Origin of the sequence: Lipingzhangella halophila (assembly GCF_014203805.1) — a bacterium.
Lineage (GTDB): Bacteria > Actinomycetota > Actinomycetes > Streptosporangiales > Streptosporangiaceae > Lipingzhangella > Lipingzhangella halophila.
Genome location: NZ_JACHJT010000001.1, coordinates 799438 through 814845 on the forward strand (window position 1 = coordinate 799438; position 15408 = coordinate 814845).

Annotated in this window: 16 protein-coding genes; 7 read left to right on the plus strand and 9 right to left on the minus strand. The window is 68.5% G+C overall.

The genetic code is table 11. The features are described from left to right. Nucleotides 1–29: 29 nt before the first annotated feature. Nucleotides 30–896 (minus strand): class I SAM-dependent methyltransferase, encoded by an 867-nt coding sequence (locus tag F4561_RS03725; RefSeq protein ID WP_184574792.1) that lies wholly within the window; start codon nucleotides 894–896, stop codon nucleotides 30–32. A gap of 389 nt (nucleotides 897–1285) precedes the next feature. Here F4561_RS03725 and F4561_RS03730 point away from each other — a divergent pair, with 389 nt between their 5' ends. From F4561_RS03730 to F4561_RS03750, 5 genes are all read left to right on the plus strand, one after another. Continuing rightward, complete coding sequence (locus F4561_RS03730; RefSeq protein ID WP_184574794.1) at nucleotides 1286–1924, plus strand: sigma-70 family RNA polymerase sigma factor; 639 nt, start codon at nucleotides 1286–1288, stop codon at nucleotides 1922–1924. Beyond that, on the plus strand, nucleotides 1921–2205 hold the full coding sequence (gene rsrA, locus F4561_RS03735) for a mycothiol system anti-sigma-R factor (RefSeq protein WP_184574796.1): 285 nt from the start codon (nucleotides 1921–1923) through the stop codon (nucleotides 2203–2205). Before F4561_RS03730 ends, rsrA begins: the two co-directional genes overlap by 4 nt. A 750-nt stretch (nucleotides 2206–2955) precedes the next feature. After that, on the plus strand, nucleotides 2956–4278 hold the full coding sequence (locus F4561_RS03740; RefSeq protein ID WP_184583127.1) for an HD-GYP domain-containing protein: 1323 nt from the start codon (nucleotides 2956–2958) through the stop codon (nucleotides 4276–4278). 62 nt (nucleotides 4279–4340) lie between these two features. Next, nucleotides 4341–5582, plus strand: coding sequence for an HD-GYP domain-containing protein (locus F4561_RS03745; RefSeq protein ID WP_312885572.1), 1242 nt, complete (start codon nucleotides 4341–4343; stop codon nucleotides 5580–5582). Between the two features lie 83 nt (nucleotides 5583–5665). Further along, nucleotides 5666–5878: a biotin/lipoyl-binding carrier protein gene (locus tag F4561_RS03750; RefSeq protein WP_184574798.1), complete on the plus strand. Its 213-nt coding sequence runs from the start codon at nucleotides 5666–5668 to the stop codon at nucleotides 5876–5878. A 323-nt stretch (nucleotides 5879–6201) separates the two neighbouring features. Here F4561_RS03750 and F4561_RS03755 read toward each other — a convergent pair whose 3' ends face one another. Then, nucleotides 6202–7875, minus strand: coding sequence for an acetolactate synthase (locus F4561_RS03755; protein ID WP_184574800.1), 1674 nt, complete (start codon nucleotides 7873–7875; stop codon nucleotides 6202–6204). A 169-nt stretch (nucleotides 7876–8044) separates the two neighbouring features. Then, complete coding sequence (locus tag F4561_RS03760; RefSeq protein ID WP_246437386.1) at nucleotides 8045–8701, minus strand: GntR family transcriptional regulator; 657 nt, start codon at nucleotides 8699–8701, stop codon at nucleotides 8045–8047. A gap of 248 nt (nucleotides 8702–8949) precedes the next feature. Between F4561_RS03760 and F4561_RS03765 the strand changes: the two genes are divergently transcribed. Then, the gene (locus F4561_RS03765; protein ID WP_184574804.1) at nucleotides 8950–10500 is read left to right on the plus strand and encodes a sensor histidine kinase; all 1551 of its coding nucleotides are present in this window, start codon (nucleotides 8950–8952) and stop codon (nucleotides 10498–10500) included. A 104-nt stretch (nucleotides 10501–10604) separates the two neighbouring features. Here F4561_RS03765 and F4561_RS03770 read toward each other — a convergent pair whose 3' ends face one another. Continuing rightward, a complete protein-coding gene (locus tag F4561_RS03770; protein WP_184574806.1) occupies nucleotides 10605–10862 on the minus strand; it encodes a WhiB family transcriptional regulator in 258 nt (85 codons plus the stop codon). 338 nt (nucleotides 10863–11200) lie between these two features. Continuing rightward, entirely contained in the window at nucleotides 11201–12136 is a 936-nt protein-coding gene (locus F4561_RS03775) for a diacylglycerol/lipid kinase family protein (RefSeq protein ID WP_184574808.1), read from the minus strand. 76 nt (nucleotides 12137–12212) lie between these two features. Here F4561_RS03775 and F4561_RS03780 point away from each other — a divergent pair, with 76 nt between their 5' ends. Further along, the gene (locus tag F4561_RS03780) at nucleotides 12213–12620 is read left to right on the plus strand and encodes a hypothetical protein (RefSeq protein ID WP_184574810.1); all 408 of its coding nucleotides are present in this window, start codon (nucleotides 12213–12215) and stop codon (nucleotides 12618–12620) included. Between the two features lie 44 nt (nucleotides 12621–12664). Here the strand turns inward: F4561_RS03780 and F4561_RS03785 are convergent, their stop codons facing one another. From F4561_RS03785 to F4561_RS03800, 4 genes are all read right to left on the minus strand, one after another. Further along, nucleotides 12665–13423 (minus strand): RNA polymerase sigma factor SigF, encoded by a 759-nt coding sequence (locus F4561_RS03785; protein ID WP_184574812.1) that lies wholly within the window; start codon nucleotides 13421–13423, stop codon nucleotides 12665–12667. A gap of 41 nt (nucleotides 13424–13464) precedes the next feature. Continuing rightward, complete coding sequence (locus F4561_RS03790) at nucleotides 13465–13890, minus strand: ATP-binding protein (protein WP_184574814.1); 426 nt, start codon at nucleotides 13888–13890, stop codon at nucleotides 13465–13467. Between the two features lie 151 nt (nucleotides 13891–14041). Then, nucleotides 14042–14527, minus strand: coding sequence for a GNAT family N-acetyltransferase (locus F4561_RS03795; RefSeq protein ID WP_184574816.1), 486 nt, complete (start codon nucleotides 14525–14527; stop codon nucleotides 14042–14044). 58 nt (nucleotides 14528–14585) lie between these two features. Then, on the minus strand, nucleotides 14586–15392 hold the full coding sequence (locus F4561_RS03800) for an amino acid ABC transporter ATP-binding protein (RefSeq protein WP_281384018.1): 807 nt from the start codon (nucleotides 15390–15392) through the stop codon (nucleotides 14586–14588). Nucleotides 15393–15408 lie beyond the last annotated feature (16 nt).

Sequence of the window (15408 nt, forward strand, 5' to 3'; positions counted from 1 at the left end):
CGCCGGGACCACCAGCACAGCCAGCACTGTCACGCGTTGGGCTTGCGGGCGCTCGCGAGGAGGTGCACTCCCACGTAGTCGTCGGAGTCGGCGGCCTTGAGCTCCATCTCGACGAGCCGGTTCAGCGCCCGTTGGTCGCCGTGGGCCATCATGGTCTCCACCGTGGACGCTGACAGCACGGTCCGGGGCTTGGTCCACTCGGTCTCCAGGCCGACCTCGCTCAGCAGTTCGGTCAGCTGGTCGCCGGTGAAGCAGCGTGTGATGGAGCCGTCGGGCCACGGGACCAGCAGCACGTCGGCGCTGCGGGCGTGGCTCAGCTCGGGCCAGCAGTCCTGCTCCGCGAGCAACGCCATGCCCAGGACGACGGAGTCGACGCACAGCAGCGCGCGCCCGCCCGGCCGCAGCACGCGGGTGATCTCGGTCAGCGACGCCTCGGTCGCGAGATGCCGGGACAGCACACGGTTGTCGGCGATGACGCCGTCGAAAACCCCGGAGGCGAAGTTCGGCAGCAGCATGGGCTCGCCGACCACCTGCCGGAGCCGCCCTGGCGTCGACTGGCGCGGCGGCTGCGCGTTCTGGTTGATCAACGTGAGCGGGCGCCGGCGCGCCACCTCCGGCGACGGCAGCAGCATGACGACGTCATGGCCGGCGGCCGTCGCTTGCTGGGCTCCCCGGAAGTCCGGGCCCGAAAGGTCCAGGATGCGTCCCGGGGCCCGAGGGAGCCAGCGGGCGAGCTGAGCCCCGGCGACAGCCCAGTAGAACCGCCAGTACGCCGACAGCGAGTCAGTGGTGGCGAAGTGGGCTGCGGGTGAACGATCGGGTCGCGAGGGCACACCTGTTTCCGGAGATGCCGCGGGTGCTGGCGTGTGGGCCGCGGAGTCGGAGGACGGTCGCACACTCGCTCCTCTCCACGCCTTTTCGACAGAGTCCTACCCGTACTCTTGCATGCCTCACCCGCGTGTTCGGCCCGAAACGCGAGTTCGGTAGGTATGCCGGCCTGTGCCCCGGAATCAGCGGCGCCGGGTCGTTGTTGAGACGAAGCATCACGGCCCATCAGCCGCGTGCCGCGGAGTCCCGGACCGTTTGGTGACATCAGCGACATGGACGGGGCTGTTCAGGGCGCATGGCAAGGGAGGTTAAGGCGGGATCTATGGCGGCTGCCACGAACTGTATGGAAGAAGCGCGCCCGGATGCGCGCTCCCCCGGCGTGGAGGTGCGGCTTACGCCGTCCACAACGTATCGTGAGTCTACGGTTGCTCCAACCAGTACAAGGAGGCCGGAGGGCTTGGATCAGCGCCAGGAGACAGTCGACGAGCGCGGGGCTCGGTTCGAACGGGACGTTTTGCCGTACTTGGACCAGCTCTACTCGGCGGCTCTGCGTATGACGCGGAACGCGTCCGACGCCGAGGATCTCGTCCAGGAGACGTTCGCGAAGGCGTTCGGCTCGTTCCACCAGTTCAAGGAGGGGACCAACCTCAAGGCGTGGCTCTACCGGATTCTCACGAACACGTTCATCAACTCCTACCGCAAGAAGCAGCGGGAGCCGAAGCAGGCGGGCACCGAGGACGTTGAGGACTGGCAGCTCGCTCAGGCGGCGGCGCACTCGTCCACCGGGTTGAAGTCCGCCGAGGCCGAGGCGCTCGAACACCTGCCCGACACCGATGTCAAGCGGGCCCTCCAGGAGTTGCCCGAGGACTTCCGGATCGCCGTCTATCTCGCCGATGTCGAAGGCTTCGCCTACAAGGAAGTCGCCGAGATCATGGACACTCCGATCGGGACCGTGATGTCGCGGTTGCACCGCGGCAGACGCCAACTGCGCTCGTTGCTAGAGGAGTACGCGGTCGATCGCGGAATCCTGCAGGAGACCGAGCGCGACTCCGTGGCAGCATCTCAGAGTGGGGCGAGTCGGAGGGACCAGCGATGAGCTGTGGAGGACCGCACGCTACGCCCTGTAGCGAGGTACTTGCGAAGGTCTACACCTACATCGATGGCGAGCTCGAAGAGGCCAACTGCGAGGAGATCCGGCAGCATCTCGACGAGTGTGCGCCGTGCCTGGAGGAGTATGGCCTCGAAGAGGTCATCAAGAAGCTCGTGGCCAAGCACTGCGGACGCGACACGGTTCCCGGCGGCCTGCGCAGTAAGGTGTTGAGCCGGATCGACGCGGCCAGATCCGATATGCAGGTACGCGAGGCGAACACCGAGTAGCGAACACCCTACAACGGAGCTATTCGGACAGAATGGACAATGGTGGTGGTCGAGACATCGACCACCACCATTATTGTATCCGGGCGTAGTTCGGATTTTGTCGGCAATTTGTCTTTGTCCTTCTCTGGTTTTTGGACAGAGGGGGCGCGGGCGGTCCCGCTGCCGGGGTGCGACACGCCGGTGCGAACATATCGATTCGGGGTCGCGCCGCGGCGGGGCGAGTGGACCCGATATATCTCGCTGCCGTTAATGATGATTACTTAGCGTGACTTTAGTGCGCCTGTCCTACTCGGATTCTTCCCGGGGTTTTCCGCTGCAGAGGGTCTATGGCGAGCGTAAACGTTTTCGTATTGGCTGCATAGAGTTACGCTCCGAACTTCGAATTGGATTCGTATTTCCGTAGTCTGAAAGTGCTACGAAGATTGCTTTCTTACGTTTGTCTCACGGTTCGGGGCGAATGAATCGGTCGGCTCACGCGCGCCGTTAAACTGGCCACCAATCCCACCTCAGGGGGCAATTCGCGCTGGCTCGGGGCTGCACGGGCGTCGGCGCACGAGCGGGAGAGGGGGCGGAATGCCATGAGCACGCTGCTGGTGAAACTCGCGTACCTGGCAATCGAATCCGCATGGCTCGTGACGACGGTCGGCGGGTGGTCATGGTGGTAGAACGGAACAGGTGAAACCATGACAGCTCGGTCGGCAATGCGGCGGGAGGTACCGGGAATTGCGTTCGCTTCCTCTGGCAGCCCGTTTGTATGTCGGCCTCGTCGCGTCGACGGCGATCACGGTCGTCGTGCTCGGCCGCTACGACGGGATCGATCTCGCGACGCTGATCCTTGTTGCGATCCTGTTCGTGATCGCCGAATCCATCAGCACGATGGTCGACAGCGGAAGAGCCGGTATCTCGCCGAGCTCGTCGGCCTCCCTGGCGGCTGTCGTGCTGGTCGGGCCGGTCGGCGCGGCCGTGGTCGGTTTCGCGTCGTGCCTGATCCTCCGGCGCCAGAGCATCATCAAGCGCGTGTTCAACGCCGCCCAGTTCGCCCTCGCCGGCTACGCCGCTGGCCGGGTGTTCCAGGTGCTGGGCGGCGGAATCGGGATCCCCGAACGCGGTGACTTCCCGTGGGTCGTGCTGCCGTTCACCGCGGCGATCCTGGCGCACACGATCGTCAACGGCGCACTCGTCGCCGGGCTCATGTGGTTCCTGGGCGTGGTGCGCATCCAGCGACCGCACCGGATCCGGTGGCGTCCGCTGGCCACCCTGGAGCTCTCCTCGGTCGGCTACGGGATGCTGGGCCTGTTCATCGCCGCGATCTGGGGGGTCGTCGGACCGTTCGCCGTGTTCCTGGTGCTGCTCCCGCTGTTCATCGCGCGCTGGACCTTCGACCAGTACGTCGCCGAGCAGCGCGCGCACGAGGCGACCCTGGCCACGCTCTGCCAGGCGGTCGAGACGAAGGACTACTACACCCGCGGCCACTGCACGCGGGTCTCCAAGGCGTCCGCGCTCATCGCGGAGGAGTTGGGCATGCACGCCGAGCGGGTACACACCATCCGGTACGCGGGCATGCTGCACGATGTCGGCAAGCTCGGAGTTCCGACCAAGGTGCTGCAGAAGTCCGGCCGCCTCACCGAGGAGGAGTTCGCGGCGATCCAGTTACACCCCATGCGCGGCTACGAGATCGTCCGCGAGATCGGCTTCCTTGACGAGGCGCTCGCCGGGATCATGCACCACCATGAGCGTATGGACGGCGGCGGTTACCCCATGGGTCTCGTCGGCAAGGACATCCCGGAGTTCGCCCGCATCATCTCGGTGGCGGACGCCTTCGACTGCATGACGTCCACACGCTCCTACCGCCAGGCCCGGTCCGTCGCGGAGGCCATCGCCGAGCTGCGCCGCTGTGCCGGGACCCAGTTCGACCCGGTCATGGTGGATGCTCTGATCAGCGCGATCGAACGGCACGGCTGGGACACCCCGGGCGTCGTTGAGCCGCCCGACGACGATGTCGCCGAAGTCGCCCAGCAGGACCACGACGACCCCAGTGTCCCGCTGCGTCTGGCGGGGGAGGGTGAACGGTGATTACGACACTGGGGAGCCCTCTCAAGGAGGATCCGAAGCGGCCCGCGCAGGCGAAGAGCCGCATCGACCCGGCGCGGTCGTTCGTGATCGTCGCCGCGGTGACGTGCGGCGGTGGCTCACTGCTGTGGACGCTGTTCACCGGGTTCGTGGAACCGGACGCCGCGCTCGCGTTCGGCGTGCTCATCGCCGTGGGCGAGCTCGCCCGTATCACCCTGCCGGGCAACCGCGAGGTCGCGCCGATCGCGTCGGCCGGCGCCATCGGGTACACGTTCCTGCTCGATGTCGGCGGCGAACCGGTGCACCATTCCGCCTGGCAGGTCATAGCCGTGGTCGCGGTCGGTATCGCCCTGGGCGAGCTGCCGCACATCGCCGTGGGGCGCGGTCCCCGCTGGAGCGACCTCGCGCGCCGCGGCCTGGTCATCGTGCTGGTCGCGCTGGCCTTCCGGCCCGTCGCGGCACGGGTGTCCCCCGACTCCCAGCACTGGTGGATCGGGTTGTGCGTGATGGCCAGCCTGGTCATGCTGGCATGGCTGGTCGACTCGGTGCTCGCCGCCGCGATCCGCGCCGAGCGGCTCCGCACCCGGCTGAGCGTGGCGATCCGCGACGAGTCGCGGGCCCAGTTCGCGCTCGGCATGGCCATCGGTTCCTCGGGCATCCTGATCGCCCTGGCCAGCACCGTGACCGGACTCGCCGGGCTGCTGGTGTTCACCGCGCCGCTGCTGGTCACCCAGGTCGCCTTCCGCCGGTACGCCGAGATCCGGCTCACCTACCTGCAGACTGTGCGGTCGCTTTCGCGGGTCACCGAGGTCGGCGGATACGTCGAGACGGGCCACTCCCGGCGGGTGAGCCATTTGGCCCAGGCGGTCGGGTGTGAGATGGGCATGCGCGAGTCGGAGCTGCTCGCTCTGGAGTACGCCTCGCTGATGCACGACATTGGGCAACTCTCGCTGCGCTCGCCGATCGCCAGCGGCGCGACGGTGCTCGCCTCGCCGCGCGAGCAGCGCCGGATCGCCGAGCTCGGCTCGGCGGTCATCCGGGAGACCGGGGTGCTGGACTCCGTCGCCGAACTGGTCCGACGCCAGTGCGAGTCGTGGCAAGGCGACGGCGACGACGGCCGCCCGCCCCTCGGCAGCCGGATCATCAAGGTGGCCAACGCCTTTGACGACCTCGTAGGCGCGTCCACCAACCCGGACCGGATCGAGGCGGTACTGCAGCGCCTGCGCATGGACACCGGCCACGAGTACGACCCCACCGTCGTCGACGCGATGGCCCGGGTCCTCGACCGGCCGGCCGCCCGGTGGTGACCCCGGGCGGTTCAGCGGGAAGGTGCCATAGGAGCGGCGGTGTCCCGGCGCTGATCTGGTTGAGCAGGGAGAAAGGGGGCGAGATGGCGGAGATCCGCGCGGAGAATGCCGCGAACGTCTTCAAGGTGACGGTGGCCCCTGGCGACGAGCTCGACGAGGGCGACCCCGTGGTGATCCTGGAGTTCGCGAAGATGGAGATCCCGGTGGTGCTGGAGGACCCCGGCACGGTCGTCAGCGTCGACGTCGCCGAAGGCGACGTCGTGCAGGAGGGCGACCTCCTCGCAACCGTGGAGTGACCCGCTCGCCGAGGCTGCGGAGATCGGGCCTTCGCGTCGCGCTCGGATTCCGGTTCTTGGAGCCCGGGCGCTGAGGCTTCTTGAGGATTCCGTTCCTTCGGGCGCCTCGGATCGGCCGGGTGGGCAACAACCGGTGCTGTGGGCGGGTGGTGGAGCGTCCAACGAGGGCAGCGAAGGCAGCGGGTGGGCCGCCCCGACGATCGCTGTCGGTGCCCGGTGGAGCCGCACGCAACGAGAGCCCCGCCCGGGCGATCCGGTTCCTTCGCCGGCCTCGTTGGACGCCGCACCATGCGTCTACCGCATCGGTGCTTATCCGCCGCGGCTCAGACGCCCATTGTCTTTCGGGGGTAGACGTTCTCCGGGTCGGTGGCCACGTTCACCAGGTACGGCACACCCGAGTTGAACGCGCGGCGCAGGGCGGGTCCGATCTCCGCGGGGTCGGTGACCAGCTCGCCGCCCCCGCCGAGCGCCCGGACGACCTCGTCGTAGCGGGTCTGCGGGGCGAGCTCGGCGGCGACGTCGTAGCCGTAGATCATCTGCATCGGCGCCTTCTCCAGGCCCCAGATGCCGTTGTTCCCGCACACCATGACCACGGGCAGCTCGTGCCGGACCAGGGTGTCGACGTCCATGAGGGAGAACCCGGCGGCGCCGTCGCCCATCAGCGTCACCACCTGCGCTGAAGGGCGTGCCAGCCGCGCAGCGATGGAGTAGCCCATGCCCGTTCCCAGGCATCCGAACGGGCCCGGGTCGAGCCAGGTACCGGGTTGGCGCGGCTCGACGTACTTTCCGGCGTAGGAGACGAAGTCGCCGCCGTCGCCGATCACCACCGCGTCATCGTCCAGCACCCGGTTGAGCTCGCCGTAGATGCGGGCGGGATGGATCGGGGAGGCATCGCTGACCAGCGCGTCGGAGTCGGCCTCGCTCGCCTCTGCGGAGGCCGCGGCGAGGCGGTCGCGCCACTCCGGGAGCCGGTTGCCGGGCCGGGCCGCGTCGCCGATCGCCCGCAGGATCGCCGAGAGGTCGCCCGATGCTGAGCCGGCCAGCGTCAGGTGCTCGGCGATCTGCCCGGGGGAGTCGGCGACGTGCGCCACCTTCGCGAGCGGGGCGCCGTCCTTGCCGCCGAAGAGGCCGTGTCCCAGGCGGAAGTCCAGCGGTGCGCCGACCACCACGACCAGGTCGGCCTGGCCGAGCGCCACTCCCCGCGCGCGGGTGGCCAGCAGCGGGTGGCGCGCCGGCAGTACGCCGCGCCCCTGCCCGTTGGTGATGACGGGGATGCCGAGCTCCTCGGCCGTCTCGCGGGCGGTGTGTTCGGCGTTGTCGAGCCAGACATCGGAGCCGTAGACGAGGACGGGGCGCTCCGCTTCGCTGATCAGCTTGGCGATTTCGCCGACCCGGTCCGGGTCGGCGGCCCGGTCCGGGTCGGCGGTGCCCCCGTCTCCGGGGAGGTCGGCCTCGGCCTGGTCGTAGAGCCGGTCCATCGGCACGTCCACGAAGACGGGGCCGCGGTGCGCGGTGTTGGCCAGGGCGAAGGCATCGTCCAGGGACGCGCTGATCTCACCGGTGCCGTGCACGGTCTGGGCGCGCTTGGTGATCGTGTCCAGCAGCGGCGGCTGGTCGAGCTCCTGGAGCAGTCCCTGGCCCCAGCGGCCGTCCGGGGCGCGGCCGCCGATGAGGAGCATGGGGGAGCCGTTGAAATGTGCCGTGGCGACCCCACTGACGGCGTTGGTCACACCGGGGCCGGCGGTGACCACGGCCAGGCCCGCGCGCCGGGTGAGCTTGCCCATCGCCTCGGCGCCGAACACGGCGGTCTGCTCGTGCCGGACGTCGAGCAGCCGCATGTCCGCGCCGGGCTGTACCGCGGCGTCGTAGAGCGGGAACACATGCCCCCCGCTCAGGGTGAACATGGTGTCGACGCCGTGCTGCCGGGCCGCCGCGACCGCGTGCGAGCCGCCGTGGCCGGTGATCTGGCCGGTGAGCCGGGACGAGGACGGGGCCATAGCACTCTCCTTCTTGCGCGCCTTCCGGACTCCCATAACTTACCAGTGAGTAATTTCATGGGTGATCCACTCCACACCCAGCCCCTCGGGTCCAGGGGACAACGAAACGAAGCACGGGACGCGCCCCGCCGCGTACGGGCCTTCGCTCGGGTCCGGCGGCCGGACCGCCTCACTCCTCGGCCGGAGGGCGCAGCCGGGTTACGAACTTGTACCGGTCGCCGCGGTAGAGCGAGCGCACCCACTCGACCGGATGTCCCTCGGCGTCGAAGCTGTGCTGGCAGTGCAGCACCAGCGGCAGGCCGACGTCCACCGCGAGCAGCCGGGCCTCGTTCGGGGTGGCCAGCACGGTCTCGATCGACGCCTCGGCCTCGGCCAGCCGCACGTCGTAGGCCCGGGCGAGCGCCTCGTACAGGGACGCGTACCGTTCAAGCTGGCGGCGCAGCCCCGGGAACCTGCGCGCCGCCAGATGGGCGGTCTCGACCGCCATCGCCTCGCCGTTGGCCAGCCGCAGCCGCTCGATGCGCAGCACCCGGCCGCCCGACCGGATCGCCAGCAACTCGGCGAGCTGGTCGTCGGCGTTGATGTAGCTCACGTCCAGGATCCGGGTCGCCGGGTGCAGCCCGTGCGACCGCATCTCCTGGGTGTAGCTGGTGAGTTGCAGGACCTGCGCGACCTTCGGCTTGGCGACGAAGGTGCCCTTGCCCTGGATGCGGAGCAGCCGGCCCTCGACGACCATCTCGGTGAGAGCCTGGCGGACGGTCGTCCGCGAGGTACCGAACTCGGCCGCGAGCGCCCGTTCCGGGGGCACCGGGCTGCCCGCGGGCATGGCCTCGATCAGGTCCAGAAGCTGCTTTTTGACCTGGTAGTACTTGGGGACCCGAGGGGATTCCTCGATCGCTTGCTGGCTCGTCACGTCGGCTTCCTCCACCACATTCCACCCCGTTCGGCGCCCGTCGCGGTCTCGCCGGGTCCGGCCGGGCCCGGCAACCAAAGATCCGCACCGGCCGCTATTGGTGTGGACCACTGGTCGAGCCCGTCTCTTGAGTATGCCCCTACTCATGGGATGATCTGTGAGTGCCTCACCTCAGCGATCTGATCCGGCGGTACACGGCGCTCAGGACCGGTGACCTCGAATGGTTCCACTCGCTGGTCTCCGACTGGCAGTTACTCGCCGACCTGTCCTTCGCCGACCTCGTGCTCTGGGTCCGGTTGCGCGACGACAGCGGATGGGTCGCGGTTTCGCAAATGCGCCCGACCACCGGCCCCACCGCGTTCCAGGACGACCTGGTCGAGAGCATTCTGCGAGACGGGCCCGGTAATGCGGCGGACGCCGAGAGCACGGCACGCGCGCGCGAGAAGCGCGTGCTGATCGACCGTGCGTGGAGCGAGGGCCGGATCTGCCGCGAGGGCGACCCCGACTGGTCCGGGGGAGTGCCGGTACGCGAGGAGACGATCCCGGTACGGCGTGAGGATCGGTTAATCGGTGTGATCCAGCGGAGCACCAATCTCAGCGCGGCGCGCACGCCCAGCCGGTTGGAGCTGACCTACCTGCAGAGCGCCAGCGACCTGGCGCAGATGATCGCCGAGGGCGAGTTCCCGTTCAATGACCAGGGTCCGCTGATGGTGCGCTCCCCACGCGTGGGTGATGGTCTGCTCCGTCTCGACCAGGACGGCGAGGTGGTCTATGCCAGCCCCAACGCGCTCTCGGCATACCGCCGCCTTGGCCTGACGGCGGACCTGGTGGGAACCCGGCTGGACCGGACCACGCTGCATCTGGCGGCCGCGGGAGACGCCCGCGACGAGTCGCTCACCTGGACCGCCGGCGGCCGGGCCCCGCAGGAGTCCGAGGTCGAGGCGCGCGGATCCACTGTGCAGCTCCGCTCGATTCCACTGGTCAACGAGGGGGTGCGGATCGGCGCGCTGGTCATGGTGCGCGATGTTACCGAGCTGCGCCGGCGCGAGCGCGAGCTGATGACCAAGGACGCGACGATCCGCGAGATCCACCACCGGGTCAAGAACAACCTGCAGACGGTCGCGGCGCTGCTGCGCCTGCAGTCGAGGCGGCTACAGAACCCCGAGGGCAGGACGGCGCTGGAGGAGGCGGTGCGCCGGGTCGGATCGATCGCGATCGTGCACGAGATGCTCTCGCACACCCCCGACGAGGTCGTGGACTTCGACGACATCGCCGACCGGGTGATCGAGATGGCCGCCGAGGTCTCCTCGACCGGCGCGCCGGTCGAGCCGCGGCGCGTGGGCCAGTTCGGACTGCTGTCGGCGCTGGTCGCGACGCCGCTGTCGATGGTGCTGGCGGAGCTGGTGCAGAACGCGATCGAGCACGGCCTCGGCTACGGGCCGGGGCGGATCGAGGTGCGTGTCCAGCGCGAGGACGACCACTCCGGCGAAGAGGGGGTCGAAGGCCGGCTGTGGATCGAGGTGAGCGATAATGGTGGCGGATTGCCGGCGGAGTTCGACATCGACGGCACAACGAGCCTGGGGCTGCAGATTGTCCGTACGTTGATCGTCGGGGAACTCGCCGGGAAGCTGGAGATCACGCCACAGGAGACCGGTGGAACCAAGGTCTCGATCGAACTACCGGTCGACCGCGGGGTCGAGACCATCGGGTGAGAGACGGCAGCGGGCTTCCCGCGGCCCGGGCGCCATCGCGCGAGGCGGGCGCCCGGACACGGCCGCTGGAAGACAGTAGACGACGGTGAAACGGGGCAGAGGTGTCAGACGGCGGTCCGCAGCATCGGGCGAGCGACACGGCGCCGCTTGAGCGCGCGGCGCTCGTCCTCGCTCATGCCGCCCCACACTCCGCTGTCCTGGCCGGACTCAAGCGCCCACTGCAGGCAGGAGTTGGTCACGGGACAACTCCGGCAGACGTCTTTAGCTTCTTCGATCTGGATCAGCGCCGGGCCGGAGTTCCCGATGGGGAAGAACAGCTCGGGGTCTTCGTCACGGCAGGCGGCGTGGTAGCGCCAGTCCATGCGGTCCACTCCTCACGTGAGGTGTTCAGGGGCGTGCCCTTGTGAACGAATTCACGAAGTTGACGATGGTCCAGGGCAACGGCATTGTAGTCCCCGTTCCGCGCCGCCGGCCGGGTGCTGCGGTGCCGGTTGAGATCCGGGTCTGCTGGCGCTAGGTCTTCAGCGCCGGGATCTGTCCGTCGATCGTCGGACTCATCCGTTTTACCCGTCCGTAACGTGCGGCGACACTTTTGACTGTGGCAGGATCGCTCGACGGGCGCAAGGGTGAGGGTTGCCTATCTGCTGCGCAGTGGTGTCGTGTGCATCACATGCCGCCTGAGCTGGGCATTTGTCCTGACTTAGCCGATAATTCGTAATGCTTTCGGAATCGAGTGGAAATTGACTCGTTCTCGATGTCCGAGGTATTCGCCGTCGATCTGAAACGCGCGCGGATGGTCCGAGTGGATCGTCATGGATTCCTGATCGTGCCAGCTCACGTACCCGCGGCCGCGCGGCGGGATCCCGCGTGGGGAGAGCATCCGCAGCACCAGCCGTGCTGTTGTGGTCGGCCGGAGCTGGGTCAGAGCGAACCCGTCGAGGCCGAGCCGGAAGTCGGAGCGCGGGGTCGGCTGGACCGGAACCGACCCGGCGTAGGTCCACGGCGTGGTGTTGGTGACCAGCGCCAGATACAGGTCGCGCACCGGCGAGTGCCCGGGCACCTCGACACGTAGTGAGGAATCGCGGACATCGCCCCGCAGGAACAGTTTCGCCGCCATGGCCGCGTACAGGGTGGGCGAGGCGCGGCGGCCGTTCTGGCGGACCCGCTCCACCTCGTGGACCACAGCGGCGTCCCAGCCGAAGCCCGCGCAGAACGTGAAGTACCGGTCATCCTGGTCGCTGCTGATCCGGCCGAGCCCGATCGTGCGCTGCCGGCCTTCGCGGAGCGCCTCCAGCACGGCGCCCGCGGCCTCGACAGGGTCACCGGGCAGTCCGAGCGCTCGGATGAAGACGTTCGCGCTCCCGCCCGGAAGTGCCGCGAAGGCGGGCCGGGACAACCCGGCCGGGGTGGCGAGCAGTCCGTTGACCACCTCGTTCACCGTGCCGTCGCCGCCAAGGCTGATGACCAGCTCGTACCCCGCTGAGGCAGCGTCAGCGGCCAGTTCGAGCGCGTGGCAGCGGTACTCGGTGTGTGCGACGTCCAACTCAACATTGCGCGCGATGGCCCCCGTGATCACGTGCCGCGCCCGGGGCGTGGTACTGGTCGCTTGGGGGTTGACGATGAAGAGGGCTCGCACTCGCGCCATTGTAATGATGGTTCTACGTGGGTGGCCCGCGGAAACGGCGAGTACACGCCGACGATACGCTCAAGATGTGTCCACGCGCCCAATCACCATCGTTCTGGCGGCCGCGGTGGAAGCCGTGGTCGCTCTGGCCCTCGTCGCCGGAGGGCTCTACGTCCTGTCCAACACGTTGCTGGGCAACGCCGCCGACGCCTCCGCCGCGATCCCGCTGGCGGTCCTGGCGTTCGGCGCGGCGGGCGCCGCGGGCTACGTCGCGTGGGGACTCTTCGCGCTGCGGGAATGGGCGCGCACACCCGTGCTGTTGACCCAGATCTTCGTGCTGGTCATCGCCTACTACATGGGGACCAGCGAGCAGTACGCCATCGCCGCGGCGCTCGCGGTGGCCGCGGTGGCCGGCGCCGCGTGCGTGCTGGCGCCGTCGACGAGCGCCACCCTGTTTCCCGACGAACCCGGGAGCCGGGGCCGGTCGAACCCGTGAGTTCTCCGGCCCGCTCTACTGGTCGTGGGCGTCCCTGTTCGGCGCTACTCGTCGGTGGTGAGTGCCTGGCGCAGTTGTGCCAGCGTTCGGGCGAGCAGCCGCGAGACATGCATTTGCGAGATCCCCAGCTCCTGGGCGATCTGCGACTGCGTCATGTTGCCGAAGAACCGGAGTAGCAGGATCCGTTTCTCCCGCGGTGGAAGCTGTTCCAGCAGTGGCTTGAGCGACTCGCGGTACTCGACGCCTTCGAGCGAGTCGTCCACGATGCCGAGCGAGTCGGCGACCGCCGGGGCGTCCTCGTCCCCGCTGTCGGGCGCGTCGAGCGACACCGTGGAGTAGGCGTTCGCTGACTCCAGGCCCTCAAGCACCTCCTCCTCGGTCATCTGCAGGTGTTCGGCGAGCTCGTGCACGGTGGGAGCACGCCCCTCGCGCTGCGAGAGGTCGCTGACGGCCTTGGTCAGCGAGAGCTTGAGCTCCTGCAGCCGGCGGGGGACGCGGACCGCCCAGCCCTTGTCCCGGAAGTGCCGCTTGATCTCACCCACGATGGTGGGCGTCGCGTACGTGGAGAACTCCACGCCGCGGTCGAGGTCGAACCGGTCGATCGACTTGATCAGGCCGATCGTGGCGACCTGTGTGAGGTCGTCGAGCCATTCGCCGCGGTTGCGGAAGCGACGCGCGAGGTACTCCACCAGCGGAAGGTGCAGCTCCACAAGTTCGTCGCGGATCCGTTGCCGTTCCGGCGCGTCGGCCGGCAGCTTGCCCAAGCGCTCGAACAGCTCTCGTGCACGGGCCCGGTCAGGCACAGAGTACTCCGTTTTCGCTGTCAGAGCGGGCCCCCTCTCGCTCACGCCGACTCCACCCCGTCGCGGTGCTTGTGCAGGACGATGGTCACGCGGTCGTCGGGTCCGGCGTGCGCGTTGACGTCGCCGGCCAGAGCCGACAGAACGGTCCAGGCGAAGGTGTCTCGGGCCGGCAGCCGGCCATCGGCGGTCAGCACCGAGACGGCGACGCGCATGCCATCGCCGTTGAGTTCGAACTCGGTCGTCAGGTCCGTTCCGGGCAGTGCCTGGGAGAGCAGCATCGCGCAGGCCTCGTCGACCCCGATGCGCAGGTCCTCGATCTCGTCCAGGGTGAAATCGAGCCGGGCCGCAAGCCCTGCCGTAGCCGTGCGCAGAACGGAGAGGTACGCGCTGTCGGCCGGCATGCGGACGGTCACCGCATCCCGCACTCCCATCGCACCTGCCATTGGCGCAGCGGTTTCTTCGGTCACGTCCCTCCTTAGGGAAGCGAGATTTCCGCTTGAGAGCAATCTATCTTGTTTCCCCCGCTCTCCGGTGCACTCCGGAGTACGTCGTGTCCCGGCCGCCAGCGGGCGCCGGCGGAGCAGCGGAAGCGGGGGCGGTGTAGCGCCCCAAGGGCTGTCAACGGTGGCCTAACGTGGCGAGTTCGGCACCGTCGAGCCGGTACACGGTCCACTCCTCCATGGGGTTCGCCCCAAGGGACCGGTAGAACTCGATCGATGGCTTGTTCCAGTCGAGCACCGACCACTCCAGCCGCGTGTAGCCCCGTTCGACGCAGACCGCGGCCAGTTCGGTGAGCAGTGCCCGGCCGTACCCGCGCCCCCGCAGCTCCGGGCGAACGTAGAGATCCTCCAGGTAGATTCCGTGCCGCCCGGTCCAGGTGGAGAAGTTGCGGAACCACAGGGCGAACCCGGCGACGGTGTCCCCGCCCGTGTCCTCCGAGTGCACGGCGACGTGCGCGAACGCCGCGGGGTGCGCGCCGAACAGCGCTTCCTTGAAGTCGGCCTCGGATGCCACGACCGCCTCGGGCTCGCGCTCGTACTCGGCGAGGTCGCAGACGAGCCGGTGGATCACGGGGACGTCGTCGGGACGGGCAGGGCGGATCACGGTCATCCTCGGCGTGGGTTATTGGGAGCTCGGGACCAACGCTATCCGAAAACCCGGATCAGAAGACTTTTGAAAGGAACTCTCGGGTCCGTTCGTGCTGCGGCGCGGAGAGGACCGTGCGCGGCTGGCCGGACTCCACGACGACACCCTCGTCCATGAAGACGAGCGAGTCGCTGACCTCGCGGGCGAACCCCATCTCGTGGGTCACCACGATCATGGTCATGCCCTCCCTGGCGAGGTCCCGCATGACGTCGAGAACGTCGCCGACAAGCTCCGGGTCGAGTGAGCTCGTCGGCTCGTCGAACAGCATGAGCTCCGGGCGCATGGCCAGCGCGCGGGCGATCGCCACACGCTGCTGCTGGCCACCGGAGAGCTGGCGCGGGTAGGACTCGGCCTTGTCGGCCAGCCCTACCCGGTCGAGCAGCTCCAAAGCCCGGGTCCGCGCCTCCTGCCGGCGTTCCCGCTGCACCTGGATGGGTGCCTCGATCACGTTGCCCAGCACCGACATGTGCGGGAACAGGTTGAAGTTCTGGAACACCATGCCGATAACGCTGCGCTGCGCGGCCACCTGGTTCTCACGCAGTTCGTAGAGTTTGTCGCCCTTCTGCCGGTAACCCATCAGCTCGCCGCCGACCCACAGCCGCCCAGCGGTGAGCTTCTCCAGGTGGTTCACGCAGCGCAGGAACGTGGATTTCCCGGAGCCCGACGGCCCGACCACGCACATCACCTCGTTGCGCCGCACCTCCAGGTCGATGCCGCGCAGTACCGGCAACCGGCCGAAGCTCTTGTGCACGTTCTCGGCCACCACCATGCGGTCGTCGGTGGGGCCGCCGGTGATACCGGTCTCGGCGCCGGCCGAAGTCATGGACGTGCCCTCTTTC